Origin of the sequence: Sphingomonas sp. GV3 (assembly GCF_031082075.1) — a bacterium.
Lineage (GTDB): Bacteria > Pseudomonadota > Alphaproteobacteria > Sphingomonadales > Sphingomonadaceae > Sphingomonas > Sphingomonas beigongshangi.
The window spans coordinates 524538-549593 of sequence record NZ_JARWLE010000001.1; the positions used below are offsets into that span (position 1 = coordinate 524538).

The 25056-nt window shown below is 66.2% G+C and carries 21 protein-coding genes and 1 tRNA gene; 4 read left to right on the top strand and 18 right to left on the bottom strand.

Going from position 1 to position 25056, the window contains the following annotated elements:
• Nucleotides 1-27 precede the first annotated feature (27 nt).
• The 11 genes from RF701_RS02380 to RF701_RS02430 all read right to left on the bottom strand — a co-directional run bounded on the left by RF701_RS02380 (nt 28) and on the right by RF701_RS02430 (nt 13376).
• The gene (locus RF701_RS02380) at nt 28-1236 is read right to left on the bottom strand and encodes a hypothetical protein (RefSeq protein ID WP_308813973.1); all 1209 of its coding nucleotides are present in this window, start codon (nt 1234-1236) and stop codon (nt 28-30) included.
• Nucleotides 1237-1398: 162 nt separating this feature from the next.
• Entirely contained in the window at nt 1399-2115 is a 717-nt protein-coding gene (locus RF701_RS02385) for a DUF4396 domain-containing protein (protein ID WP_308813974.1), read from the bottom strand.
• A 369-nt stretch (nt 2116-2484) separates the two neighbouring features.
• A complete protein-coding gene (locus tag RF701_RS02390; protein WP_183984952.1) occupies nt 2485-3024 on the bottom strand; it encodes a hypothetical protein in 540 nt (179 codons plus the stop codon).
• A 69-nt stretch (nt 3025-3093) separates the two neighbouring features.
• Nucleotides 3094-3957 (bottom strand): hypothetical protein, encoded by an 864-nt coding sequence (locus tag RF701_RS02395; RefSeq protein ID WP_308813975.1) that lies wholly within the window; start codon nt 3955-3957, stop codon nt 3094-3096.
• A 51-nt stretch (nt 3958-4008) separates the two neighbouring features.
• Nucleotides 4009-4662: a hypothetical protein gene (locus tag RF701_RS02400; protein WP_308813976.1), complete on the bottom strand. Its 654-nt coding sequence runs from the start codon at nt 4660-4662 to the stop codon at nt 4009-4011.
• Between the two features lie 40 nt (nt 4663-4702).
• Nucleotides 4703-5398, bottom strand: a complete 696-nt coding sequence (locus tag RF701_RS02405) for a hypothetical protein (protein WP_308813977.1) — start codon at nt 5396-5398, stop codon at nt 4703-4705.
• 219 nt (nt 5399-5617) lie between these two features.
• Entirely contained in the window at nt 5618-8449 is a 2832-nt protein-coding gene (locus RF701_RS02410; protein WP_308813978.1) for a hypothetical protein, read from the bottom strand.
• Entirely contained in the window at nt 8446-8859 is a 414-nt protein-coding gene (locus RF701_RS02415) for a hypothetical protein (protein ID WP_308813979.1), read from the bottom strand. The genes RF701_RS02410 and RF701_RS02415 overlap by 4 nt, the downstream gene beginning before the upstream one ends.
• A gap of 916 nt (nt 8860-9775) precedes the next feature.
• The gene (locus RF701_RS02420) at nt 9776-11731 is read right to left on the bottom strand and encodes a DUF6538 domain-containing protein (protein WP_308813980.1); all 1956 of its coding nucleotides are present in this window, start codon (nt 11729-11731) and stop codon (nt 9776-9778) included.
• A gap of 99 nt (nt 11732-11830) precedes the next feature.
• Nucleotides 11831-11906 (bottom strand) — tRNA-Glu (locus RF701_RS02425).
• Between the two features lie 96 nt (nt 11907-12002).
• Nucleotides 12003-13376, bottom strand: coding sequence for a class II 3-deoxy-7-phosphoheptulonate synthase (locus RF701_RS02430; protein ID WP_210358786.1), 1374 nt, complete (start codon nt 13374-13376; stop codon nt 12003-12005).
• A gap of 254 nt (nt 13377-13630) precedes the next feature.
• Between RF701_RS02430 and RF701_RS02435 the strand changes: the two genes are divergently transcribed.
• Nucleotides 13631-14887, top strand: a complete 1257-nt coding sequence (locus tag RF701_RS02435; RefSeq protein ID WP_308813981.1) for a hypothetical protein — start codon at nt 13631-13633, stop codon at nt 14885-14887.
• 968 nt (nt 14888-15855) lie between these two features.
• On the opposite strand, the gene rplL is transcribed toward RF701_RS02435, so the two are convergent.
• Both rplL and rplJ read right to left on the bottom strand, forming a co-directional pair.
• Nucleotides 15856-16233 (bottom strand): 50S ribosomal protein L7/L12, encoded by a 378-nt coding sequence (gene rplL / locus RF701_RS02440; protein ID WP_115379637.1) that lies wholly within the window; start codon nt 16231-16233, stop codon nt 15856-15858.
• 82 nt (nt 16234-16315) lie between these two features.
• Entirely contained in the window at nt 16316-16831 is a 516-nt protein-coding gene (gene rplJ / locus RF701_RS02445; RefSeq protein WP_210358919.1) for a 50S ribosomal protein L10, read from the bottom strand.
• 500 nt (nt 16832-17331) lie between these two features.
• Here rplJ and RF701_RS02450 point away from each other — a divergent pair, with 500 nt between their 5' ends.
• Nucleotides 17332-17847 carry a PilZ domain-containing protein gene (locus RF701_RS02450; RefSeq protein WP_210358789.1) on the top strand — a complete coding sequence of 172 codons (516 nt, stop codon included), beginning with the start codon at nt 17332-17334 and terminating at the stop codon, nt 17845-17847.
• Between the two features lie 58 nt (nt 17848-17905).
• The gene (locus tag RF701_RS02455; protein ID WP_210358790.1) at nt 17906-18751 is read left to right on the top strand and encodes an oxidoreductase; all 846 of its coding nucleotides are present in this window, start codon (nt 17906-17908) and stop codon (nt 18749-18751) included.
• Nucleotides 18752-18947: 196 nt separating this feature from the next.
• Here RF701_RS02455 and rplA read toward each other — a convergent pair whose 3' ends face one another.
• Both rplA and rplK read right to left on the bottom strand, forming a co-directional pair.
• Nucleotides 18948-19640, bottom strand: a complete 693-nt coding sequence (gene rplA, locus RF701_RS02460; RefSeq protein WP_203311464.1) for a 50S ribosomal protein L1 — start codon at nt 19638-19640, stop codon at nt 18948-18950.
• A 4-nt stretch (nt 19641-19644) separates the two neighbouring features.
• Nucleotides 19645-20076, bottom strand: coding sequence for a 50S ribosomal protein L11 (rplK, locus tag RF701_RS02465; RefSeq protein ID WP_203311463.1), 432 nt, complete (start codon nt 20074-20076; stop codon nt 19645-19647).
• A gap of 270 nt (nt 20077-20346) precedes the next feature.
• On the opposite strand from rplK, the gene RF701_RS02470 reads away from it, so the two are divergent.
• A complete protein-coding gene (locus RF701_RS02470; RefSeq protein ID WP_210358791.1) occupies nt 20347-22329 on the top strand; it encodes a S9 family peptidase in 1983 nt (660 codons plus the stop codon).
• A 17-nt stretch (nt 22330-22346) separates the two neighbouring features.
• Here the strand turns inward: RF701_RS02470 and RF701_RS02475 are convergent, their stop codons facing one another.
• The 3 genes from RF701_RS02475 to RF701_RS02485 are packed head-to-tail and all read right to left on the bottom strand — an operon-like array spanning nt 22347 to nt 25005.
• Nucleotides 22347-23051, bottom strand: coding sequence for an NTP transferase domain-containing protein (locus tag RF701_RS02475; RefSeq protein ID WP_203311461.1), 705 nt, complete (start codon nt 23049-23051; stop codon nt 22347-22349).
• A gap of 5 nt (nt 23052-23056) precedes the next feature.
• Nucleotides 23057-24148, bottom strand: coding sequence for an inositol-3-phosphate synthase (locus RF701_RS02480; protein ID WP_210358792.1), 1092 nt, complete (start codon nt 24146-24148; stop codon nt 23057-23059).
• On the bottom strand, nt 24145-25005 hold the full coding sequence (locus RF701_RS02485; RefSeq protein WP_308813983.1) for a CDP-alcohol phosphatidyltransferase family protein: 861 nt from the start codon (nt 25003-25005) through the stop codon (nt 24145-24147). The genes RF701_RS02480 and RF701_RS02485 overlap by 4 nt, the downstream gene beginning before the upstream one ends.
• Nucleotides 25006-25056: the final 51 nt, after the last annotated feature.

Here is a 25056-nt window from a genome sequence, read left to right on the forward strand (position 1 = left end):
TTTCCTGCATGCGCGTCGGGAGGGAGGTCAGCTTTCGGCCGGCGCGCCGACCGCGGCGGCGGTCAGGCAGATCAGGCCGATGACGATGAAGCCGCAGCGGTGACGCCAGTCGCCGACGCCGTTGCGCCGCGCCACCGCGAACGCCAGCGCGCATTGCAGCGCGTAGAACAGAGCGAAGGCGCGCGACGACAGCGCCACCACCTGGAACGGATCGGTCAGCCAGACGACGGCGATCGCCAGCAAGCCGGCGAGTGCGAATGCCAGCGGCACGGGCACCCGGCGTCGCGACACCTCGTTGATCAGCCCGCCCGCGCCGATCGAATCGGCGACGGCTGCGCTAAGCTGGCTCGATACCGCGCCGGCGAGCACGAACACACCCAGCGCTGGGGCGATCAACTCCATGATGTCGAGAATGCCCGCGACGCCCTCCGTCTGCGCGGCGCGCGACAAGAAGGGTGTCAGCAATGCGATGAAGGCCAGATAGATGGCAGAGGCGATCCATTGCGCATGGCGCATCGTCCTGATCCGCAGCTCGGCGGGATAGTCGTGGCCAAGATAGCGCGACGTCTCGAACCCCTGCACCGTGATGATCAGTCCGAGCAGTATCGTCAGGCTGGCCCAGCCCACCCGCGCCGGTGGCAGCGGCTGGACTGCGCCGCTCGTCGCCCAGGCGATGCCAAGGGCCACCAGCAGACCGGCGATGATGCCGATCTTGATCGACACCGTACCATGCGCGACATGCTCGACCTTGCGCAGATCGCCGCCGAGCGCGAGCAGGGTCATTGCCGCGATCAGCACAGTGACGACGATATTGGCGATGAGCGGTTGCCAGGCCGGATCGACCGCGATCGGCTTCAGCGAAAACTCCGCCAGCAGCTTCAGATAATAAGCGACCGACACGGCATAGGCGAGGGCGAGCACGCCCTGGGTGATGCGCGCCGCCCAGGCGATCGGATCGGCGAATGGAGCGGTCGCCAGATGATCCTCGACATGGCGGATGTTGAAGCGGATCACCCATCCGGCGGCATAGGCAATCACGAGCAGCGCCGCCATGGCAAGCAGGGCCGCGCCGCCGAATTCGCGTGCTAGCAACGGCCCGCAAATCAGAAAGCCCGAGCCGATGATCGACGCCAAAGGGGTCACCGTCGCGCGCCAGGCGTCCGATCGCGCAAACGGACTGAAGGTCAGCAATGCCGCCACGATGATCGAGACGCCAAGCGCGATGATGACGATCATGGAGAACTCCGGCGACTGGATCAAAGCGGCAGCTCTGAAGCCACGGCAGGCGGGCGTGCTATCCTCGGGATCACGCCAGTGCCTGTCAACCGCCGCGCCATATCTCAGCTGTCAGCGGCCTTTCGATCTCTGTCAGGCACGACGCATAACGCGCAATTGCCGCTACATCGCATCCTTGACGCCTGTCCTCACGAGCAGCCAGTTCATCGGGTAGCTTGTACAGAAGCCGGCCAGCATTGCGATCTGCATGGCGAACCAGAATTCTGGCTGGTCGGCTGTGGCCAGGCCGCCGAACTGCCGCTGGAACCACAGGAACTGGATCAGCGCCATTCCGCCGTACATGCCCACTTGCCAGGCACTGATCGACAATATGTCAGCTTTGACGGCCGCCTTCAGGCCGTCGCTCGGCGAGAGATGCCGCATCGGAACGATACTCCAATATTGGAATCCAATACCGAACAGGAAGGCCAGCAGGAAGTCCGGTATCCACAGGGCGAACATCCGCGTACTGAACAGCGTGCCGTAGCCGAACCATAACGCTATCGAAGGCAGGGCAAGGGCGATCCCCTCCACCACGATGTCGCCGAGCGTGCAGCCAGCGCCGCAGTGGCTGGCCCCTTTCAAGATGGAAACGGCAAACGGATCGTCATTGTCCTGCCGGGTAGAGCGCCCCCAGCGGTAGTAGATTGCGAGCCACAACACGCTCCCGAAGAGCGCGGTCAGTGGCCACACCACCGCCATAACGGCCATATTCGGTGGATGGCGCCACACATCCAGCGCGATGGTGACGACGCAGATTACCGCCAGCGACAGTGACAGGATCGCCGCGAGGTGGATGGGGGCAGGAAAGTGCGGCATCGTGGCATAACGTTCCGTCAACCTTCTAGATGCGGCGCGCGATGCGTGCGGCTACAGATGGAGCGTCGATACGGTCGTTCGGCCTGTCGTTGCACTCCGCCCGACTTCCGCTTCATTAAAAGCGGAGCCATGCTCTTTGGCTGGACGACATCAGCGCCCACTTTTAGCTGACCCCAGCGCAACCTCTTCGGTTGTGCACCCCGAAGCGCAGTCGAAGCCTCTTCAACCGCGGCATCGAAGATGAACAAATGGCAGAAGATGGGGAGTAGGCGGATGGGGACGAATGACCGCTTCTGGGTCGTTCTCGCAGGACGCACGGCCTTGGTGTCGGACACGGTCACGAGAATTCTTGTCCTCTATGAGGTGCCGAGCCCAGAGCTGCCGGCTAGATCAGGCTGCCGAGCGAAGACTTTCCATCGGCACGGCCTCGGCCAAGGTCGCGCCGGCTGGGATAAATCGTGATCCCGATAGGTGTATGCCATGCACCTGTCCGGCAAGTTCCCGCCAGCGGCGATGAGCCCGCTCGATGCCACGCTTGATCCGGCTGCGTGGCGGCAGCGGGGACGCGGTCAGGACCGAGCGGGGTCCGACCGACCAGCGCTGCGTCCCGGTCAGCAACTCGATGCGGCTGCCATCGCTGGCGAGCCATGGCTGCACATCGTCATGCCAGTCGACGTGAGCGATCGCGCGAGTGAACAGCGAGATGTCGACCGGCCCGTCGACTATGGGCAGATCGAATCCCACCAGCACCATGTCTTGGCCACTTTGCTTGACGATCGCGGCGACTTCGAGCGCGCCGGCGAGATCCTTGCGCCCGCTTGAGGCGAAAGCCGTTGGATCCCCGATGGGAGTGACTTGTGGGTAGCCCATGCCGAGGCGCAAGGCGTGAGTCCACGCCTGCATGGTGTCCATCGATTCGTTGATGCTCATGTCGTTATACTCCTTAGGGTCTTGGCCCCGATTTCTTTTCCGCCCCGTCGTAGAGGCCATCACCGCCGCTCAGCCGCAGGACGCGGGTGCGAGCGCTGCGAGCTTTTGGGTTTCGGCTGCGAGAGCGGCAGCGACGATGTCGTCGCCATATTTCTGCCAGTCTGCGGCATAGGGGCCGTGGCCGCAGTGTTCGGCAACGAAGGCCGCGAGCCGTCTCGCAGCCTCCAGCGTCGAGACGGTACCGCCCAGCAGGTGCCGCCATCGCATCAGCAGCATGCACGTGGTCAGCACGTCGCCCTCCGCGACGGCCTTCACCGACGACCATTTGCCTTGATCCATTAAGCCGCTGACCAGATCGGGCCGGCAGGTCAGCTTGGCGGGAACGCCGATCTTGGCCGCGACTTCGGCGAGATGCGGCGGCCTCGCGCCAGCACACATCTCGGTCATGAGGTCACAGTGCCCGCTGGCCTCGCGGCGCCACGGTGAGTGCAGGCCGGCCAGCGATGTCGGCAGTCGCAATCCCGCGGCTGCCGCAGCGAGAAGAATTTGCGGCACGTCGGCGTGGAATCCGCCCCAGGTCGTCAGTTGAACGTGTTGCAGCCGGTCCATGTCGGCAAGAAAGGCGCCGACGATCCCGGCTTCGTCGAATTCAGGGAAGCCCCTGGTCTCCATGCGGACGGGGCGGAGGCCATCATCGCCGTCGGTGAGTACAAGCCAACTCAACGCCACGATCTGCCGACACGGCCAGCGTGGCGTCGCGCGAGGGTCATGCCGGCGGTCGCGTGGATGAAGATCGGCAAGGTCGGCGGGCGTGCAGCGCTCGGCAGCGAGGTAGCGCCCGTGGACGGCATGGTCGTATCGAGTTTCGGCATCCAGGACGACGACATAGCTGGGCTTGTCGGTCTTCCAGATGCGGGCAGGATCGAGGTACATGGTTTGTCTCCTGTCGGACGTAATGTCCGTCTTGGTTGGGGCGGCGTGAGATCAGCGGGCCGGGCGTTGATCGGCTCGCCACCGGTCGAGGGCACGAAGCGCTGCCTGGGCGGGGTGGTCGGCGTCGTCGAAGTCACCAAAAATCGTGGCCCATGCTTGCCAACCGGCGATCGCCTCTCCCACCAGCTCGATGGCAGTGGCCTCAGGGCATGGCAGTAAGACCGCGGGTCTTGCCGCCTCGCACTCATCGACGGGTGTGCCCAGCGGACATAGGCATGGCAGGTGACGCGCCCGCGCTTGGCGAACGCTCCAGGTGTGGCCCCGCGGTAGATCGCGCCATCGTCCTGCGGTATCGGCCGCCGCCGCCCGGATACGCGGGTGCCGCTCCGGATCAGCTAGTGCGAGAAAGCGGCGGGGTACCGAGCCCCAATTGTCCCAGCTGATGATTGCACCGCGTGCCGGGATCTGCGGCTCCAGCCAGTCGAGGAGATCGGCGACCTCAGCGTCTTCGCCAAGGTAGCGGGCGCCGGTGGAGAAGCGGTGGCCATTATTCACCGGCGTGACGGTCAGCGTGCCGACACCGACGAGGAGGCGGGCATCCGGGCGGTGTCCTGCGGCGGGACAGGCGCCGATGGTACGGACAGCGAGCGCAATCGAGGTGGGCGCAAAACCACGCGCGTCGATCGTCAGATCGATGGAATACATGTTCGTTTCCTTGATGATGGCCGCAGTGCGGCCGTGGTGATCAGCCGGCGGAGGACAGAACGTCGTCGACGTGAGCCTTTGCGGCAGGATCATCGCGCTGGTCGAGCCAGACGCGGAGGTGATTACCCAAGGCGTCAGCGATGCTGCGCCCGACCTGATTGATCGAGGCGAGCCGCCGGAGCAGCAGCCGGAACGTCGCAATCGCGTCCGCCTGTGCATGCTCTTCGATGCTGGCGACGTCATAGCGCACCCAGGCGCCAAAGATTTGCTCGGGCTTGGCGGGCGAGCAGGCCACTCCCGTTTGCTCGCATGCCTCTCGGAACGACACTGGCCTTCCGGCGCTGGTCGCCGATAGGTCGAGCAGATATTGGCGATGGCAGGCCGTCATTGCGCGGAGCGCGGGCGCGTCGTCTCCACCCGGTAGACTGGCGAGCGACGTGATCGCGGCCTTCAGCCGGTAGCCGGTGATCGTCGCACCTTCACGGATCACGTGTTGGCCAAGCCACGCGAACAGTGTCTCCGCCATGTCCGTTGGCCGCAGGATGCAGCTGTCGATGGTGAAATCGACCGCCGTTCCGCGCAGTTCGGCTGTCAGAATGGCGGCACCAATGGGTATGCGCTGATCGATGCCGAGGTGACGGCCTATGTCGAGTTCGACAACATTCAGAATTGTCATGATGGGTGATGGAAGCATGGGACTTGGGTTCCGGGTGCGCGCGGCCGACCCCAGCCGCACAAGGCGGTGGGGTGACGACACGGATGCTGAAGATGACCGGTCTGAACCGGTCGACGACGAAGATCCTGGCGAGGGCTAGCCGGCAGATGCCGACCTTCTTTTCCCTTCCATTAGAACCTTCGCCGTTGCCGCCGCTGAGGAACGACGGATCTCGCGCCGCCTTTTCCATGCTGCGGACATGGTCGGACGAGCATGTCCGCGATGGCTAGTGCCAGGCCATCAGCGCTTCATGGGGTCACCCGCCTGACCGAGTTGCCAAGCCGCGGCGCGACGGTGCAGCTTCGCCGCAGCTGTGGTTTCAACAGCTGGTGACGTTGAAGCAGCCACTTCCTGCTCCATCACCGACGTGAGTGGGGGTGACTTGGCCGCGTCGGCGAGACGACGCTCGTCGGCCAGCCGCCGGTGGTGGGCGTCGGCTTCGCGGATGGCCCGCGCCCGCAGATCCGCGTCTAGAATTGCGAGATCGTCTTGCTCGAGGAGACGTGCGGCAAGCGCCTGACTGTCCCGCTGAGCAGCGTCGGTCCTGGCGTCGTACGTTGCGGCTAGCCACTTCGCGATGAGCGACACGCTGGGCTTTACGACTGGCCGAGGCGTGACGATGCGGTCCGCAGGAACCGCCACGGGGGCTTCCCTCGGTGTGGGCGGCGCAAGGTCCTGATTGTCGAGCGTTGCCGGAGCCGACGCTGCCGTCGTCGGGATCGAAGGAAGTGTCCGGGGCGGCGCGGTGGACACGACATTGGCTTCGTGTCGCGGTGCCGTTTCTTCGGAAACGGGAGCGCGTAGATCGGCACTACGACCCGGCGCTCCCGCTGGTGAGCGCGGGGCCTTCATCATCGCCATGGCTGCAAGAACCTCAGCGTGCGGCACATTCGGTTGGGACCCAGCCGTTGGTGTGGGCTTGGAAGGCCGTGCGGCCGCCGATGCCACGGGCAGCGAAGAATCCGCGCGGCGCTCGCCAGCGGAAGTCGCAGCTTCTTGGGCGTGAGGGCTGATTGTCGGCGAGCCGGCGGCAATCCGAGTCGGTGCCGAGACCGTTGTCGGCGATGGCGGTCGTGACGACGCGGGTGCAGGCGCATGTGTCGTAGTCGCCGTCGATGCCGGGGTGGAGGTATGCATCGGCCGTGGGTTTGGCCTTTCTTCCGGTCGGCTAAAGGTCGACGTGGGTGGAGCGTCGTCTCGTCGCTCGCGATGTTGCTCGTCGTCCACTTGCCAGCCTCGCCGGATGGCCTTGTCCTGAGCGGGGGTCAGCCAGCGCGTCGGCACCGGCATTTTCCAGAAGCGCTGCAGCCAGGACGCTGGGTCTTCGCCGCGCTGAGGTGCGAATCCGTCGGCATGGCGGATCACGACCGCAAGCACAGCTTCATCCTGGACCTGCGTTAGATGCGTCGCCTTGGCCTGCTCCAGCACGGCATGCGCCGACGGGGACGCCGGCAAGCTCATCATCGTTGCGTCATCGACCTTGATCGCGTCACGCTCGACCCGGACCCGCTGGGTCTGTCGATCCGCCTCGAGAATCAGTTCGACCCCGATCTTGCTCAGCCGCTTGGCGAGCGCAGCGACAGCGGTGTGCTGTCGGAGTATCGACGCCTCGGCCATGAGGTTCGCGGCAGCGACTTTCAGTCGTTCCTGCTCAGCGACCATCGCCGCTAGTTCGGTCGGTGAGTATGACCGAGCCGTCGACGCGGCTTGGGGTGACGGCGCGGTGGACACCGACATTGCGGGAGCCGGCTGAGCTGACCGAACAACAGCGCCGCGCCCTCGAAGTTGGAGCAGCTTCCGGGCAGCGACAGGATCGGCGTCGGCCTGCGTCTCCAGCCAATCGACGAAATCTAGGCGGCGCATTTGGCGCCCATCGATCGCGTCACGCTGCCGCGCGGCTTCCTTGTCGATCCGTTCGCATTCGAGCCGGTAGGTCGTCATCGCTGCGGCGCGGTGGACACGCGTGCTCCGCGATCGCGTCACCGGCATGGCTGCTTTCCTGCGCGCCAGCGCTTTGCCGCGCTCGCGCTTCTGCCATGCCGCCACCGTTATCCGCTCCTCACGGAGCCGCTGTTGCCGGGCGACGAGGTCGCGGACATTTTCCTCATAGCGCCGCCGCAGCGTCTCAGCGGGTTCGACGGCTGGTGCGGCCGCCACCTCGGGTGTTGTCGGATGGCTGCGATACCAGTGCACGAACGTGACCGGTGATCGCGCATCCATGGCCTTCAGACTGTATCGATCGCCAAGCGCGGATGCCGGGCAGTGCCGGGTGGGATCCGATATTCGGTGCAGACGAAGACCGATCAGATCGCCGTTCTTGCGGATGAATGGTCGCAGTTCGAGGTCGAGGGCGGCCAAGGCGATGCGCCGTGCATCATAGTCGCGCTCATCCAACGCGGCCTGCGTCGCGCTCAGATCGAGCAGGTCGGCGAGCGGCGCGATGCCCGTCCGTCGTTCGCGGTCTCGCTCGCCCTGGCTGACCCTGCCGACGGTGCGGCACGGCTCTGCCAGGACGTTTCGGTCTCTTGCCAGCGGCCGCAGGCCGAACTCGTCTTCGAGGTGCCGGGCGACCGTCATCAGGCGCCGGCCCAGATGGCTGTCCCAGGCGCGGCTGACCACGTCACCCTTGGGGAGAGTTTTAGCTTCCTCGCGACTGACCTGGCGGTCGAGCGACTTCGATCGCAGGATGCGGCTTGGCGCGGCGCCGTGCCGGTCAGCGGCGACGGCAGCGATGTGCATGTGGTCGCCGGGATCATCGTCGTCGTTGTTGTGGCGGAAGGCAGCCCAGGCCTGGCTGGCAAGTCCGGCCTCCTCCAGCGCCGCGTTTATCGCGGTGCGCCACTCATCATCGCTGAGCCCACGTTCGGCACGGATGATGATGTGGACGATAGGGGCAGCACGGCCGCTGCGCATCGCCGCCCGGTTGAGGACGGCGGCCGCGCTGTCGACGTCGCGAATGCCATTCATGGCGAAGAGGCGGGCGCCAGCCTGTTCCTCCGGCGTTCCTTCAAGCCGACGCTGATAGATCAGCAGCGCCTCGGCGGAATCGCCGCGTTTGACCTTGATGATCATGGGGCGACGCTCCGGCAGTGCAGCTCGCTAATGACCCTGTCGGCCTTGACGAGTAGCTGGGCGATGATCGCCGGGAAGGTCACGCGGAGACGATCGGCATCGTCAAAGCGCAGGACGCCCGTTTGCATGCGTTCGAGCAAGGGCGTCAGTCCTGCGATCTCGTCCGCCAGCCCATCGATGGCAGCGACGGCGTCGGCCCACGGGTGGACCGTCGGTGGTGGCGGTAGCGGCACCGGGCGGATGACGACGCCAGGAAGATGGCTGCGAAGCCAGTCGCCGCGAGCATGAGCGCCGTGGTAGCCGGCGTCACGTACGAGTTGATCGAACTGCGCGACTTCGTCCTCGTCCCGCAGGCGAATACGAACGTCGTGGCGCCGCTGCCGCCGTTCAGATCCTGATGAGCGGCTCATCGGCCCGTCCCCCGAGCCTGAGGCTGGCGCTGATCCGATGTGCCGCGCATCGGAGTATCGAGCGCGTGACGACCTTGCGGGACGTCACGTCGACGGGGCGTCGTCGGGATTGCGGACGCGGGTGCGGACGTTACGTCGCGGGAGGGTGTGGGAGGGGCACCGCCGCCCGCCAAGGCATGTCGTTCCACCGAGGACCGGACAGAGCGCAGCGACAGACGGTCCGGTCGCCAGCGGCGCGGTGGACACGACACGACTTGCTGTTCTTTTCCATGCCGGGCGCACGGTCCCCGGCACCATGTCGCTGGCCCCCCGCCGGGGACCAGCGTTCCGTGGTCTAAGACTTTGTAGTACAGGCGAAATGACTTCTTACTGCCCTTTTCGGGGAAACGGAGATGCTTCCCGAAAATGGGCATCGAAATGTCGGGCTCATTCATTGCGTCAGCGACGCCGAATACGGCCGCTGACTTTTTATGATCCATTATAGGGGAAGGCAAACTGTGGGTTCTGGGCGAGCTCAAAGTCGCCGGGCTGGCGGGAGCGATCCGCTCACGGGCGGATTGGGCGAGGTCGATCACGAAGGAACTCCGTCAGCAGCAGCGCGAAGGCTGCGGTTGAGGAGAAGGTCCGGCCCCTTTCCGATTGTCTCCAACAGCGAGGCCGCGGTCTCACTGCGAAGCTACCGATCCACTCGCCTGGGGATCGGTAGAAGGGCGAACGTCCGACACGCTATGGCCACATGATCCGCCTGCCCGGGCGGTATCGGGCGACATCACGCCTCGGCCACGACGCGCATGTAGTGACTATCGCACGGTGCGGAAAGGTGGGGGAGCGGGACGGCCGCTTTCCTCGATCACGAGGGCGTGGCCGGCCGTCCATTCGTATGATCAGACTGAGTCAGCCGGCAGCGATGAATAGCTCACCCCATCCGCTCTCGCCAGCGAGCCACGCGGGCTCGGGCGCAGTGGACGACAGCGTCCCAATGCACGCTGCGGAACTCGAGCCGGTCCATATCCTGCTTCAAGATGTCGAGGGGAACCCCCTGTCCATAGGCTTCCCCGGTGTTCCTCGTTGCGTGTCCCGCAGCCTGAGCCAAGTTCATCTCGGGGATCCGGCGACGACGGCCTTCACGCTTCATGCTATGCCGGGTGGAGTAGAACGCCTTGTCCGTTTGGGTTATGCCGAGTCGGCGAAGCTCGCGATTGATGGCCTGCGACAGATAGGTGTACCGATCGCCGTATTTCGCGGGCTTGAGGTCGTCGAAAAGCCAGGGTGAGCGCCGGGCCTGCTGGGCCGCGACGAAGTCGAGGAAGCCACCCTCCAGAACGATCCAGTGGAGCGGCACATCTCGCTGCGACTGCAGCGTCTTAAGATGCCGGACGGGCATGGTCTCGCCGTCCACACCCCGCTGCGGCCGGCGATCGGCGCGGAAGCGCATGATCCAGTCGCCATCGTCCTGCACGATCTCGCTCGGCTTGAGCTGGCAATGCTCGCCGGGTCGCGAGCCATGGAAGGGCGCGAGGAACAGGATCCAGAACATGGTGTCGGAACAGGCGTCCGGATCGGTCATCAGCCGGGAATTGTAGATCAGCGCCATCTCTTCGTCGTTGAAGTGGTCGCGCTCGGTGCCGGTATGCCGCGCACCATCGACCTTGATGCCTTGCGCGACGTTGACGGGCACCCATTCGTATTCCTTGGCGACGGCGAGGAGCGCCTTGATCGCCGCGACCTGCTTGCCGACCGACGGCGCCGACAGGGTCGGCAACTTCTTCGCGGCAGCGATGGCGATCTGTTCCCTGGCAGAGAGCTTCTTGATGCTCTTTTCCACGCGTGCTGGAAGGTTGAAGCACTGATCGCGGAACGTGCGGATGTCCCCGCTGGTGATCGCCGTCACCGGCTTCGGGCCGATCAGCTCCTCAAAACGCCGGACGGCAAGCAGCCACTCGTCAGCGGATTTCCGCGCTTCGCCGTCCCCGAGACGACGCGCGTCCCGCCACAGCTTGTACAGCGCCCCCAGCGAGCGATCGGGCGCGTCTGGAACGGCCAATTGCGGGGCTGGCACGTCCTGCTCGACGAGGTGGGCGGCCATAGCCGCCGTCATGGGGTTGAGGACGAGCTCGGCATCTTCCGGCCAATGGCTAAAGCGGTGTTCCGCCAGACGCCGCAGAACGCGTTCGGCAACCGCTTCGAACAGGACACCGTGCGACGGCAGCGCTTCGCCCGCCGCGTTGGCGACGAGCAGCGTCTCGAATGCGGCAGCTTTCCAGTCGCGCGCAGCGAGAAGCCCGCGAGCGATCTCGCGGAACGCAGCGCCCTGATAGCTGGGCTGTTCTTCGAATGCCTCGATCTGCGCCGAGGTGAGCTTGCGATGATCGAGCGCGGAGAAGGCCGATCCCAGCCGAGGCGGCAGATCGGTCACGAACTCGAGACGATCATCCTCTAGATCGGTGTCTCGCATGATCCGACACTGGCGCTCTGCCGCGGCCGCGTGCTTGCCACCCCAACCCTGTCGGACCCGGAGGCTGAGGAACTTCAGCATTCCGTAGGACACGTTATCGACACCGCGGGCCACGTCGAAGTGGAGGTCGAACGACGCCTGATGCGCGATGTTCGCGCGTGCGAGCGCCACCATGCCCTTCGCGACGATCTGATCCGCCTGTTCGCCGATGGATGCGGCTGCGAAGGCATCGAGGCCCGCCATGTAGCGCCGGATTTCCGCCAGCTTCTCGGCATGCCGAAGACGCGCTTCGTTCTCGTCGGTGGTGGCGAGGGAGTACTTCCACTCGCGCTTGTTGGCGGCAAGCCGATAGCGTTCCGGCACGACCATGCGGAACCACCACATCTTCGACTTGGGATGACGATACAGCCCAGCCACTCGAACCCTCATTTGTACCACCCCTTTGTACCACCGGGTGGGCTGAGCGTCGATAGTTTGAGCCTAAATCCGCCGATTTCCGCCAGAAAGAGCCGGAAATGGTGACCCCTACGGGACTCGAACCCGTGTTTTCGCCGTGAGAGGGCGACGTCCTAGACCGCTAGACGAAGGGGCCGTCCGTGGTGGAGGGGCGCCTCTACGGGGTGGGCGCGTCGGCGTCAAGCGGGGGCGCGGAATTTCCCATTCGCGCCCCTGCTTGACGTCAGGCGCGTCAGGCCGCCGCCTTGCGGCGCTCGGCCATTTCGGCGTTGAGCATCTCTGCGAGCAGGAAGGCGAGCTCCAGGCTCTGCCCGGCGTTCAGCCGCGGGTCGCAGTGCGTGTGGTAGCGGTCCGCCAGCGTCTGTTCGGTCACGTCGATCGCACCGCCCGTGCATTCGGTGACGTTCTGGCCCGTCATCTCCGCGTGAATGCCGCCCGCATGCGTGCCCTCTGCGCGATGCACCGCGAAAAAGCCGCGCACCTCCGCCAGGATGCGGTCGAAGGGACGCGTCTTGTACCCCGTGACCGCCTTGACGGTGTTGCCGTGCATCGGATCGCAGCTCCACACCACCGGATGCCCCTCGCGCGTCACCGCGCGGACCAGGCGCGGCAGCGCGGCCTCGATCTTGTCGAAGCCGTAGCGCGTGATCAGCGTGACGCGCCCGGCCGCCCGCGCCGGATTGAGCGTATCGAGCAGCCGCAGCAACACGTCGGGCTCGAGGCTGGGGCCGCATTTGACGCCGATCGGATTGCCGATGCCGCGCAGGAACTCGACATGCGCCGATCCTTCGAAGCGCGTCCGGTCGCCGATCCACAGGAAGTGCGCGGACGTGTCGTACCAGTCGCCGGTAAGCGAATCCTGCCGGGTCAGAGCCTGCTCGTAGGGGAGATGCAGCGCCTCATGGCTGGTGTAGAAATGCGTCTGCGCCAGCTGCGGCACGGTCTCTGGATCGATGCCGCACGCCGCCATGAAATCCAGCGCCTCGCCGATGCGATCGGCGGTTTCGGCATATTTCTTCGCCCAGGGGCTGCGCCCCATGAAGTCGTGCGTCCAGCGATGGACCTGGTGCAGATTGGCATAGCCGCCCTGTGCGAAGGCACGCAGCAGGTTTAGCGTCGCCGCTGACTGCGTGTAGCCGCGGATCAGCCGCTGCGGATCCGGGATGCGTGCCTCGGGCGTGAAGGCGATGTCGTTGACATTGTCGCCGCGGTAGCTGGGCAGTTCGACGCCGTCGATCACCTCGGTAGGGGCCGAACGCGGCTTGGCGAACTGTCCTGCCATGCGGCCGAGCTTCACCACGGGCAGTTTCGAGGCGAAGGTGAGGACGACCGCCATCTGCAGGATGACGCGGAACGTATCGCGTATGTTGTTCGGGTGGAATTCGGCGAAGGATTCGGCGCAATCGCCGCCCTGCAACAGGAAGCCGTTGCCGGCCTGCACCTTGGCGAGCTCAGCCGTCAGATTGCGCGCTTCGCCCGCGAATACGAGCGGCGGAAAGCTCCTGATCTGATCGGTGGCGCGTTCGAGCGCGTCGATGTCCGGATAGTCGGGCAGCTGGCGGGCCTCGGCCTTGGTCCAGCTGTCGGGGGCCCAATTCGCGGCCATGATACAAACGTCCTTCGGGAAAGTGTCTTCGCCAATCAAAAAGGCCATGCGCTCAAATGCGGGCGAGCGCAACGAAGGAACGCTTTCGGGTACTTTGACGCAAGCTACGGTCGCACATGCCGACCGTCGACAGTCGGCGCGCCGGACCTGTTCAACGCTTCGGCGTTGCACCGGGGCGTTTCGTCGCAGCGCACGTGGCGGTCGTCCGGAGTTCATCCAGACGCCGCCACTACCCCATGGTGAGAACGACGTTCATGACAATTCCGCGGCGCGGTCGCGTCGGCGCGATCGCCTTCGTGCTGGCGGCGACGGCCATGCCGGCGCTGGCGCAGGACCAGACGCAGGCGCCTGTCCCCGCGAGCACGGCACAGCCTCAGGCCATCCCGGGTCTCAACAACTACCGGTTTTCGCTGCCCGATCCGCAGGGATCGCCGACACCCGCGCCGACCCCGACCCCGACCCCGGCCCCGGCGCCCGCGCCGTCGCCTTCGACGGTCCGGACCCAGCGACCCGCGCCGACCCCGCAACCGACCGCCACGCCGGAGGCGAGGCGCACGCCGCGCGGTTTGCCTTCACCGTCACCTACACCAACGGCGGCGGCAACGCCGTTGCCCGGGACGGGCGCCACATCCACGCCCGAAGCGCGTCGGCCGACCGCGCCGGCGGACGCGCCGTCGCCCGTGCCGAACGGCGCGGCGGCGACCGCGCCCGAAGCCGTGCCGCCCTCAGCATCCGAGCGATCCTCCTCCGGCGAGGGTGGAGGTGTGTCGCTCTGGCTTGCCGGCTTCGTCGCCATCGTTGCGGTCGGCGGCGGCATCCTCCTGCTGCGTCGCCGTCGCAGCGAAGCGGCCTCGTCGGCAAGGCCGGCCGAGGACACGATCGAGTCGGAGCCGGTGGAACCGGCGCCGGTGCTTCTCCAGCGGGCGGCGCCGATCCCTGCCGTGTCCGACGCCCCGGGTGCGGATGCGCCGCCGTCGATGCTGGAGCGAGGCCGCGATCACCTGCCGGCGTCGCGGTCGCGCCTCGTGCTCCGGTTCGAGCCGCGGCGGGCAGGCTTCAACCTGATCACCGCCACCGTCGAGGGCGAACTGGTCGTGCGCAACGACGGCGATGTCGCGGCGAGCGGCGTCCGCATCGGAACCGCCTTGCTCGAGGCCGGCAGCGGACGGGAGAGCGAGGTCGCGGCTTTCTTCGCGCAACCCGTCGTGAGGCCGGCAGCGCCGCCCTTCGCGCTCGCGCCGGGCGAGGAGCGGCGCGTACGGATCGTGGTGGCGCATGGACGCGAGGCGATCCGCGGCATCCCGGCGAACGGCAGGGCGATGTTCGTGCCCGTCGTCGCGATCAACGCCCTACATGGCGGCGGTGATGCGCCGGGGCAGGCGGGGCGCGCCTTTGCCGTGGGCGTCGAGCGCGCCGATAGCGACAGGTTGATCCCGTTCTGGCTCGACGTGCCGCCACGCATGTACGACGGTCTCGCGGCGCGCCCCTACGGCCCCGTCGTCGAGCAATAGCTTCTTTTGGATGCGAGGACCGGTACCGTCCAGGTCCAGCCTTGCTTGATCGCACCCTAAGGCGACACGGCGAAGCCGCCGAGCGCGATGGGTGTCGCTCGCGGGGGCGCCGCCGGACGTTGGCTGTCGCGGAATGCGAGGACGACGGGGATGAGCACCGCCGTCGCGGGAAAAGCTGGCCTTTGCGCCTCGTCGAACGGGAGAGGGGTGTCGGCCGACGCCCTGGCATCGGCAGCCGGTGCGGGCCTTGCGAAACCGGGACGATGGCGCCGGCCAGGCTTGTGGATCAGGACCATCGGTTGATCGAGTGCCGTGTCGACCGCAAGATCGTCGTAGTGGTCGGCGATCAAAGCACCCGCGACGCAAGGCGCCAGCGACCGAAAGCCGGTAAGTCCACCGACGCTGACGAGCGCGTCGAGCGTTTGTCTGCGGTCGAGGCCGAGCGCGATGCGGCTGTAAAGGCGATGACCCGGTACCAGAAGCGCCTGTACCCGGCATCTGTATGCGCCTCAGCTTAGACAGCGCCTATGTGGCGGGATCCAGCTCGCTCGGCGGGCGGGCATTCGTCGAATAGCAGGGATCTTCCCTCGCCAGGACGCCGTGTCCCCGCCGGATGAGCGGCGGCAGCCATGCCATACCGGCGGCCATTGCCCTGGCGTTCGAGCAAGGTCGGGTAACCCTCGCGCGCGACAGGGCGGGGCCGGCGAGAGACAGTCCATCGGACGTGGCGACGGTCATGCGCCCTGTGCCGGCGACAATCCGGCGGCAGCGAACGGCGCCGTCAGCGACGGGAAGGGCCAGTGTTGGATCATGCCGCCGCGATCGTGTCTGATGGGCTGTGCGCAAAGAAAAGAGCGGCAACCCCAAAGGGTGCCGCCCTTGTTCTTCGGCAGACGACGCGAGTGCATCGCCGGCCGGCTTCGGACGGCGCAAGGCTGGCGTGGCCAGCGCTTGCCCCGTCGCGCAGCTTACTTGAGCTCGACGGTCGCGCCGGCTTCCTCGAGCTGCTTCTTGATCTTCTCGGCCTCGTCCTTGTTGACGCCTTCCTTGACCGGCTTCGGCGCGCCCTCGACGAGCGACTTCGCTTCGGTCAGGCCCAGGCCGGTGATCGCGCGGACTTCCTTGATGACGTTGATCTTCTTGCCACCGTCGCCGGTGAGGATCACGTCGAACTCGGTCTTCTCTTCAGCGGCCGGGGCGGCAGCGCCACCGCCAGCAGCCGGAGCCGCCGCAACCGCCGCAGCGGCCGAAACGCCCCACTTCTCTTCGAGCATCTTCGAGAGCTCGGCGGCCTCGAGGACGGTCAGCTCGCTCAGCTGGTCAACCAGCGCGTTCAGGTCTGCCATGTGTACTTCCTTTTGCGTGTCAGATCGGAGCCAGAAACTGCTCCGGTTAAGTCAAACAATCACGTTCCAAGCGCCTGAAGAATCAGGCGTTTTCCTTCTCGGCATAAGCCGACAGCACGCGCGCGATCTGCGCCGCGGGAGCCTGGGTGATCGTCGCGAGCTTCGTCGCCGGAGCGACGATGAGGCCCACGATCTTCGCCCGGAGTTCATCCAGCGAGGGCAGGGTGGCGAGCGCTTGCACGCCGGCGACGTCGAGAGGGGTCGCGCCCATCGCACCGCCCACGATTTCGAACTTGTCGTTCGTCTTCGCGAATTCCACCGCGATCTTCGCGGCGGCAACGGGGTCGATGGAAGTGGCGAGACCAACCGGGCCGGTCAGCATGTCGCCGATCGAGCCATAGTCGGTGCCGTCGAGCGCGATCTTGGCAAGCTTGTTCTTCGAGACCTTGTAGGTCGCGCCGGCGTCGCGCATCCGGTTCCGGAGGGTCGTCGACTGTGCGACGGTCATCCCGTTGTTACGGGTAACCACCACGACGCCGACCTCCGAAAAGGTGCGGTTCAGCTCGGCAACGGCCGCGGCCTTTTGAGCACGATCCATGCCATTCTCCACGTTCTGAACCTGCCGCGAACGGCAGGCCCGGTTACAGACCGACGCGACATGCGCCGCATCGGGTTTGTCCAGCGATGGGGAAGGCACCCGCAAAGGGGCAGCAGGCCGGACGCGCAGCGCGCATGCGCTGGCCGTGCGGCTTGTGAAAATCCTGTCCCCGTCTCGGCAGGAGATTAAGCCGCGGCAAATCCACGGCACCTGCTGTCTCGGACGGCGGTCGTCGGGCAAGCCCGCCGACACGAGTGCGCCCATAGCGGAACGGCAGCGCAAGTCAACCACCGACGAGCGCGGTGCCTTCTGGCCCGCCGTCGGTTGGCGCCAGGGAAACAATCGGTCGGCTATTCCGGACAGCGGACAACGAGATCGTATCCCCGCAATATCCGGTATCTCGGCACGACGGGCGCTGACCAAAATGAGCGCTGCTCTAAGTGATTGTTAAGGAGTGACCTTTATCGGTCCACCACTGACACACTGACGGGGCGGGCGACATGAGACAGCGAGAGCCGAGGCGCAAGGTCCTGGTTCGTGCGCGCATGCGCTCGGGCGTCGAATGGCACGACGTCCTGATCCACAACATGTCGTCGCGCGGTCTCCTTGCGACGTCGAAGGTCGAATGCCGGCCCGGAACCGTGATCGAATTGCGGCGCATCCATCACGTGATCGTCGGCCGCGTGGTTTGGGAAAAAGACCAGTATTTCGGGATCCGGACGCAAGATCGGATCGACATCGATGCGATCGTGGAGGCCAAGCCGCCGGCGTTCAAGCCCGGCACCGCCGTCGCGGATGGTACGGAACGCCGTGCCGACAGCCGCAAGATCACCGCGGCGTCCATCGTCGATCGCGAGGCGCGTAGTCGTCGTTTCTCGGCCACCTTCCAGTTCGCGATCCTGCTCGGGGTGGTTGCTGTGGCCGGCTTATGCATCGCGGAGCGGGTCGGGCAGGTGCTGTCACGTCCCTTCGCGGCGGTCAGCGCGCAACTCGGCGGCGAGAACCCGTCCTCCTGACCGGAACCGCAGCCGTGGCCGGGGCATTGGCGGGCTTCTCTGCCAAGAAGGTTCCGTCATGACGCTTCCCGAAACTCCGACATGGTTCATCACCGGCTGTTCGACCGGCTTCGGTCGCGATCTCGCGCGACTGGTCCTGGATCGCGGCTGGCGCGCTGTCGTCACGGCGCGCGATGCCGACCGCGTTGCCGATCTGGCCGAAGGGGCGGCCGACCGCGCACTCGCCCTGGCGCTGGACGTCACGCGGGGAGACGAGATCGCGGCGGCCGTCGAGGCTGCGGAGGCACGATTCGGCCGCATCGACGTCCTCGTCAACAATGCCGGCTATGGGTATCAGTCCAGCGTCGAGGAGGGCGAGGACCATGCGATCCGCGCGCAGTTCGACACCAACGTCTTCGGCCTGTTCGCGCTGACGCGGGCGGTGTTGCCCGGCATGCGCACCCGGCGCAGCGGCCATATCGTCAACTTCACCTCCGTCGCCGGTCTCGTCGGCTTTCCCGGGTCGGGCTATTATGCGGCGAGCAAGCACGCGGTCGAGGGCTGGTCCGACAGCCTTGCCGCGGAGGTCGGCCCGCTGGGCATCGCCGTCACCTGCGTCGAGCCGGGACCGTTTCGTACCGATTGGGCAGGACGATCGCTGCAGCAGACGCCCAATCGCATCGTCGACTATGCCGAAACCGCCGGCAAGCGCATGGAGGCGACCAAGGGATATAGCGGTAGCCAGGCAGGCGACCCGGTGCGTGCGGGCGAGGCGATCATCGCCGCGACGATGGAGCCCAATCCGCCGCGACACCTCGTTCTGGGCAAGTTCGGCATCGATGCGGTGACCGACAAGCTGCGCGAACGGCTGGCAGAGATGGAGTCGCGCCGCGACCAGGCGCTGGCGGCGGACTTTCCGGACTGAACCGACCAGACCAAACCGACGGAGATGCGGGGCCCCTGCGCGATGCTGGCGCCCGCCGGCTCATGCCGCTCGTATGCGATCCGGCAAGGCTGGATCGCAGCACCGCTTCCACGCACGCGGGTCGGGCTTCAGACGAAAAAAGGGCCGGGATTGCTCCCGGCCCCCTTTAATGGTCGTGATCGCAGCTGAGACGGGCTCAGGCGCCCGCGACTTCCGCGGTGTCGACCTTGATGCCGGCGCCCATGGTCGAGCTGACGGCGACCTTGCGGACATACTTGCCCTTGGCGCCCGACGGCTTCGCCTTGACGACCGCGTCGACCAGCGCGTCGAAGTTGCGGCGCAGGTCTTCCTGGCTGAACGACGCCTTGCCGATGCCCGAGTGGATGATGCCGGCCTTCTCGACGCGATATTCGACCTGACCGCCCTTGGCGGCCTTAACCGCCTCAGCGACGTTCATCGTCACGGTGCCGAGCTTCGGGTTCGGCATCAGGCCCTTGGGGCCCAGCACCTTGCCGAGACGGCCGACGACGCCCATCATGTCCGGCGTCGCGATGCAGCGATCGAAATCGATCGTGCCGCCCTGGATGGTCTCCATCAGATCTTCCGCACCGACGACGTCGGCGCCGGCGGCGCGCGCTTCGTCAGCCTTGGGACCGCGGGCGAAGACGCCGACGCGGACGGTCTTGCCGGTGCCGGCGGGCAGCGTGACAACGCCGCGGACCATCTGGTCGGCGTGGCGCGGATCGACGCCGAGGTTCAGCGCAACCTCGATCGTCTCGTCGAACTTCGACGTCGCCCCCGACTTCGCCAGCGCGATCGCCTCGTCGACGCCGTGCAGCTTCTCGCGGTCGATGGTGACGGCCTTCTGCTTCTTGGTCAGCTTTGCCATGATCTTAGCCCTCCACCACTTCGAGGCCCATTGCGCGGGCGGAGCCTTCGATGATCTTGGTCGCAGCCTCGATGTCGTTGGCGTTCAGGTCCTTCATCTTGACCTGCGCGATCTCGGAAAGCTTCGAGCGCGCGATCTTGCCCGCCGACACCTTGCCCGGCTCCTTCGAGCCCGACTTCAGGTTCGCGGCCTTCTTGATGAGATAGGTCGCCGGCGCGGTCTTGGTCTCGAACGAGAACGAGCGATCCGCATAGACGGTGATGACGGTGGGCAGCGGCGTACCCTTTTCGACGTCGCCCGTCTGCGCGTTGAACGCCTTGCAGAATTCCATGATGTTCACGCCGCGCTGACCCAGCGCCGGACCGATCGGCGGCGAGGGATTGGCGGAGCCCGCAGGCACCTGCAGCTTGATGTAGCCGGTAATCTTCTTTGCCATGTCACTCTCTATTCCGGGCCGGCGAACCGGCCCATTTCAAGTCGAGCGGTCGTGACGGGCGATGGGTTGCCCCGGCGCCCTGCCGCTTGGATTTTCCAGCCATTGGTTGGAAGCGCGGGCGCATAGCGGAAAGGGGGGTGGGAGGCAAGGGGCGCGGCGCGCGTGCGCGCATCGGCCGCTGCCATGCGGTCTTGCGAGGCCATCTTGCGAGGCGGCTGGCCCCGGATATGATCCGGACGGCGCGATTTCCCGCGCCCCGGGGGACAATAGATGAATTGGAAGGGGAGCGTCTGCGCGCTAGCGATCGCCGTGGCCGGGACGGGGCCTGCATCCGCGCAGTCGGCGGCGTCAAAGGCTGAGGGTGGATCGCTGGCGGAACGCTTCGGTGCGCGGGAATCGGTGCGTGACATCAGTCTTGCGCCCGATGGCGGCCACCTTGCGGTGGTCGGCGCCGGCGCCGGGCGCGACACGATCGTCATCACGGACACGGCGACCGGGCAGAGCCGCCAGATCGGCGGTGGATCCGGCGGTCCGCTACAACTCACCAGCTGCGGTTGGTCGTCCGCCCAGCGGCTCGTCTGCCGCTATCGCGGGATCAGCGAGCTCGATGGTCTCAAGGTAGCGTACACGCGGACGATCGGTTTCGACATGGACGGCGGCAATGTCCGCTACCTCGGCCGGCGCGCAGGATCGGACGCGTTACGCGCCAGCCAGTTTGACGGCGACGTCATCGACTGGCGCGGCGGCGACGGCTCGGTGCTGATGACGCACGACTTCGTTCCCGAGGGCAGCACCGGCACCATCATCGCCAGCAAGGGTGATGGCCTGGGTGTCGAGATGGTCGATACCCGCACCGGCCGCGCGTCCACCGTCGAGACGCCGTCGTCGAACGCGACCGACTATATCGCGGACGGTCTGGGCAACGTCCGCATCCGCGTCAGCGCGACGCGCGGCAGCGATGGCGTGATGACGGGGCAGACCATCTACCAATATCGCCTCGCCGGTAGCCGGTCATGGCGTACGTTCAGCCAGTCGACGCCAGACAACAATGTCCTCGAACCCGTCGCTGTCGACGGCACCAGTAACGTCGCTTATGCGGTCCGCTCGCTGAACGGCCGCAAGGCGCTGTACCGCGTCGCGCTCGACGGGACGATGAAGGAGGAGCTGGTATCCAGTAATCCGGAAGTCGATGTCGCCGCGGTGGTGCCGATCGGCCGCCGCGGGCGCATCATCGGCGCGACCTACGTCACCGATCGTCGTCAGGTCGACTATTTCGATCCTGACTACCGCAAGCTGGCCGCTTCGCTGGCCAAGGCTTTGCCGAAGACGCCATTGATCCGTTTCATGTCCGCCAACGCCGACGAAAGCCAGCTGCTCGTCTTCGCCGGCAGCGACGTCGATCCGGGCGTCTATTATCTGTACACCAAGGCGAACAAGCATCTCGACACGCTGGCGCTGGCCCGACCCGAGTTGGAGGGGCTGCCACTGACCGAGATGAAGACGGTTTCCTATACCGCCGCCGACGGCACGAAGATCCCCGCCTATCTGACGCTGCCGCCGGGCGGCAAGACGAAGGGGCTGCCGACGATCGTCATGCCGCACGGCGGACCGAGCTATCGCGACGAATGGGGTTTCGACTGGCTGGTCCAGTATTTCGCCCAGTCGGGCTATGCGGTGCTGCAGCCCAATTTCCGGGGGTCGAGCGGCTATGGCGACGCCTTTTTCGCCAATAACGGCTTCCGGTCGTGGAAGACCGCGATCGGCGACGTCACCGATGCCGGGCGTTGGCTGGTCAAGGAAGGAATCGCCGACCCGGCAAAGCTGGCAGTCGTCGGCTGGTCGTATGGCGGCTATGCGGCATTGCAGGCGAACGTCGTGGATCCCGATCTGTTCAAGGCTGCGATTGCGATCGCGCCCGTCACCGACCTCGCCATGACCAAGCGCGAGGCCATCGGCTTCGACAACGAGAAGCTCGTGGCGATGCAGGTCGGATCCGGTCCCGCGATCGCCGAGGGATCGCCGGCGCGGCACGCCGACCGGTTCAAGGTGCCGGTTTTGTTGTTCCACGGCGACCAGGACATCAATGTCGGCGTCGACCAGTCCAAGGCGATGAACGCGGCGCTGCGCAAGTCGGGCAAGGACAGCACCTTGGTCGTCTTCCCGAAGCTCGACCACCAGCTCGACGATGCCGCCGTTCGCGCGAAGATGCTGGCGGACAGCGACGCATTCCTGCGGAAGGCGATGAAGATGTGAAGGGGGGAGCTGGCGGTTCAGGCCGCCAGCTTGCCCTGCCAATCCTCGGCATGGGCGAAGGCGGGGGCGTCGTCCACGTCGATCCATGCAAGGTCGCTGCAATCGACGACGCGCGCGCGCCCTTTCCCGGCAAGGGCGCGAACCCCATCGGTCAGGGACGGGCTATCGAGGCCAGCCAGCACATCGAGGAATCGCGGTCCGATCGCGAAGACGCCGGTATCGTAGCAATCGTGCGGGGCCAGCCCCTTGCCGATGGCGACGATACGGTCGTCCTTGGTCGCGACGCAGGTTACGTCGAGCGGGTCGACCCAGGGATGGCCCAGGCGCCGATCGATACCCAAGGTGAGCCCCTTGCCCGGGCCGGCCTTCGCCAGACGACGGTAGTGGCGCGGCTGGACGAGGTGATCGCACATCGCCATCACCGCGCCGTCAGGGCCGATCCAGTCGCGCGCGGCGAGCGCGGAGACGCCGTTGGGCTGGTGCCAGTCGGTCATCACCACAGCGACCGCCAGCGGCCAGCTGCGCGCCACCAGATGCGCGGCGATCGCGTCCGCTCCGTAACCGAGCGAAACGATCGCGCGGGTCAGTCCGGCTGCCGCCATACCTTCGAGCGCATGGTCGATCAGCGGCCGACCCGCGACGGGACACAGCGGCTTGTACGGTGCGACACCGCGCAGGCGGCTGCCGGCACCGGCGGCGAGCAGCAGGCCCGTGGTCAGCATGCGACTCAGGCGGCCTTGATGAACGCCTCGACCTCGGCGTGCGCGATGTCGTCGGTCATCTGCGTGCGGGGGTGCTTGCAGAAATAGGCGCTGGCCGGATCGATCACGCCCTTCAGACCACGGTCACGCGCGATCTTGGCGCAGCGGATCATGTCGATGGCGACGCCCGCGCTGTTCGGCGAATCCTCCACCGACAGGCGCAGCTCGAGGTTCATCGGCACGCCGCCGAACAGCTGCCCCTCCATGCGCAGGAAGCAGACCTTGTTATCGTTCTGCCACGGGACATAGTCCGACGGGCCGATGTGGACGTTATCGTCCTCCAACCGCTCCGCGGCAACGGACTGCACGGCCTCGGTCTTCGACACCTTCTTGGACGCGAGGCGGCGATGGTTGGCCATGTTGAGGAAGTCGGTGTTGCCGCCGGTATTGAGCTGGTAGGTCCGGTCCAGCTTCACGCCGCGCTTCGCGAACAGATCGGTCAGTACGCGATGGACGATCGTCGCGCCGAGCTGCGCTTTGATGTCGTCGCCGATGATCGGCACGCCCGCCGCCTCGAACTTCGCCGCCCATTCGGGGTTCGATGCGATGAAGACGGGGATGTTGTTGACGAAGGCGACGCCCGCCTCGAGCGCGCATTCGGCGTAGAATTCGGTCGCTTCCTGGCTGCCGACGGGCAGGTAGTTCATCAGCACCTCGGCGCCCGAGCGCTTGAGCTCGGCGACGACATCGGCCTTCGAGGGCTGGATGTCGTTGGCGACGAGGAAGGTCCGCTCGTCTTTGTAATCGCCCATATGGTCTGCGACGCCGTCCAGCACCGCGCCCATCCGCACGATCGTGCCCGTCGCGGATACGTTCGGCGCGAAGACGGCGGTGCAGTTCGGCTTGGCGAAGATCGCCTCCGCGACGTCCTTGCCGACCTTGCGTGCATCGACGTCCCAGGCCGCGACGACCTTGATGTCGCTGGGCTTGTAGCCGGCGACCTCCCAATGCATCAGGCCGATCGTGTCGTTCGTGCCCTCGCGATAATATTCGAGGCCCTGGACCAGCGAGCTGGCGCAATTGCCGATTCCGATGATCGCGATGTTGATGGACGTCATGATTGACCCTGTTCACTGGAAAGGAAGGTTGGAACGGGCGCGTTGGCGTGGACGAAGCCACGCTCGACGCGCCGGTGTCGGTAGAGGCCGATCGCGCAGATCGCGCTGAGCGGCAGGATTTCGAACCACCAGAACAATGACGGCCGCGCGGCAAGGCAGGCGAGCACGATCGCGAGCACGCGGACGTTGGCTGTAAGCAGCGCCTCGAGCCGCATCACCGGCACCGCACGCGTCGCATAGGCTGCGGCGAAAGCCTCGCGGTCGGATGCAGCGGCGTAGCGGCGCTCAAACGGCATCGCCGCGCGATCGACCGACAGCGCGACGGAATCATAAAGCCGCACGAACCAAGGGCCCGTCGGCGTCGGTGCGGCGGCCAGCGGCTGGCCGCGGACACGCCGGTGGAAACGCGCGCGTTCGCCCTCGTACAGGCTGGACTGCACCGCATGCGCGACGCCGGCAAGAACGGCGAGCACCCAGGCCTCGACGGTCCCGATCGAGAAGGCGAGCGAGAGATAGATGAGCGTGAAGACGCCGTGATCGCACAACCCGTCAAGGATACGCCCGAGCGCGCTGGCGGTGCCGGTGGCGCGCGCGATCATGCCGTCCAGCCCATCGGCGACTAACCAGACGACCGCGAAGACGAGGCCGACGATGGCAGCGGCCGGATGGTGCCATTGCGAGAAGGCCGCCGCCGCCATGCCACCGCTGACCAGTCCGACGATCGATACGCTGTTGGCCGACACCCGCCAGGCCAGCGCGCGCCCCAGCAAAGCGTGGGCCGCCGGGTGGATCAGGTAGAGGTTGGATGGGTCCTCGATCCGTCGATCGCGCGAGCCATCCCGCGGCGGGGTTGTCATCGGACTGTCACCTTGCGCTCATAGCTCCATCAGCGCAAGCACCTAGGGCAA

Bases quoted from the DNA above. Each gene is read 5' to 3' on its own strand.
- RF701_RS02380 (WP_308813973.1), bottom strand. From the start codon at position 1,236: ATGATCGTCATCATCGCGCTTGGCGTCTCGATCATCGTGGCGGCATTG.
- RF701_RS02390 (WP_183984952.1), bottom strand. From the start codon at position 3,024: ATGAGCATCAACGAATCGATGGACACCATGCAGGCGTGGACTCACGCC.
- RF701_RS02395 (WP_308813975.1), bottom strand. From the start codon at position 3,957: ATGTACCTCGATCCTGCCCGCATCTGGAAGACCGACAAGCCCAGCTAT.
- RF701_RS02400 (WP_308813976.1), bottom strand. From the start codon at position 4,662: ATGTATTCCATCGATCTGACGATCGACGCGCGTGGTTTTGCGCCCACC.
- RF701_RS02410 (WP_308813978.1), bottom strand. From the start codon at position 8,449: ATGATCATCAAGGTCAAACGCGGCGATTCCGCCGAGGCGCTGCTGATC.
- RF701_RS02415 (WP_308813979.1), bottom strand. From the start codon at position 8,859: ATGAGCCGCTCATCAGGATCTGAACGGCGGCAGCGGCGCCACGACGTT.
- RF701_RS02430 (WP_210358786.1), bottom strand. From the start codon at position 13,376: ATGGCCGCGAATTGGGCCCCCGACAGCTGGACCAAGGCCGAGGCCCGC.
- RF701_RS02435 (WP_308813981.1), top strand. From the start codon at position 13,631: ATGACAATTCCGCGGCGCGGTCGCGTCGGCGCGATCGCCTTCGTGCTG.
- rplL (WP_115379637.1), bottom strand. From the start codon at position 16,233: ATGGCAGACCTGAACGCGCTGGTTGACCAGCTGAGCGAGCTGACCGTC.
- rplJ (WP_210358919.1), bottom strand. From the start codon at position 16,831: ATGGATCGTGCTCAAAAGGCCGCGGCCGTTGCCGAGCTGAACCGCACC.
- RF701_RS02450 (WP_210358789.1), top strand. From the start codon at position 17,332: ATGAGACAGCGAGAGCCGAGGCGCAAGGTCCTGGTTCGTGCGCGCATG.
- RF701_RS02455 (WP_210358790.1), top strand. From the start codon at position 17,906: ATGACGCTTCCCGAAACTCCGACATGGTTCATCACCGGCTGTTCGACC.
- rplA (WP_203311464.1), bottom strand. From the start codon at position 19,640: ATGGCAAAGCTGACCAAGAAGCAGAAGGCCGTCACCATCGACCGCGAG.
- rplK (WP_203311463.1), bottom strand. From the start codon at position 20,076: ATGGCAAAGAAGATTACCGGCTACATCAAGCTGCAGGTGCCTGCGGGC.
- RF701_RS02470 (WP_210358791.1), top strand. From the start codon at position 20,347: ATGAATTGGAAGGGGAGCGTCTGCGCGCTAGCGATCGCCGTGGCCGGG.
- RF701_RS02475 (WP_203311461.1), bottom strand. From the start codon at position 23,051: ATGCTGACCACGGGCCTGCTGCTCGCCGCCGGTGCCGGCAGCCGCCTG.
- RF701_RS02480 (WP_210358792.1), bottom strand. From the start codon at position 24,148: ATGACGTCCATCAACATCGCGATCATCGGAATCGGCAATTGCGCCAGC.
- RF701_RS02485 (WP_308813983.1), bottom strand. From the start codon at position 25,005: ATGACAACCCCGCCGCGGGATGGCTCGCGCGATCGACGGATCGAGGAC.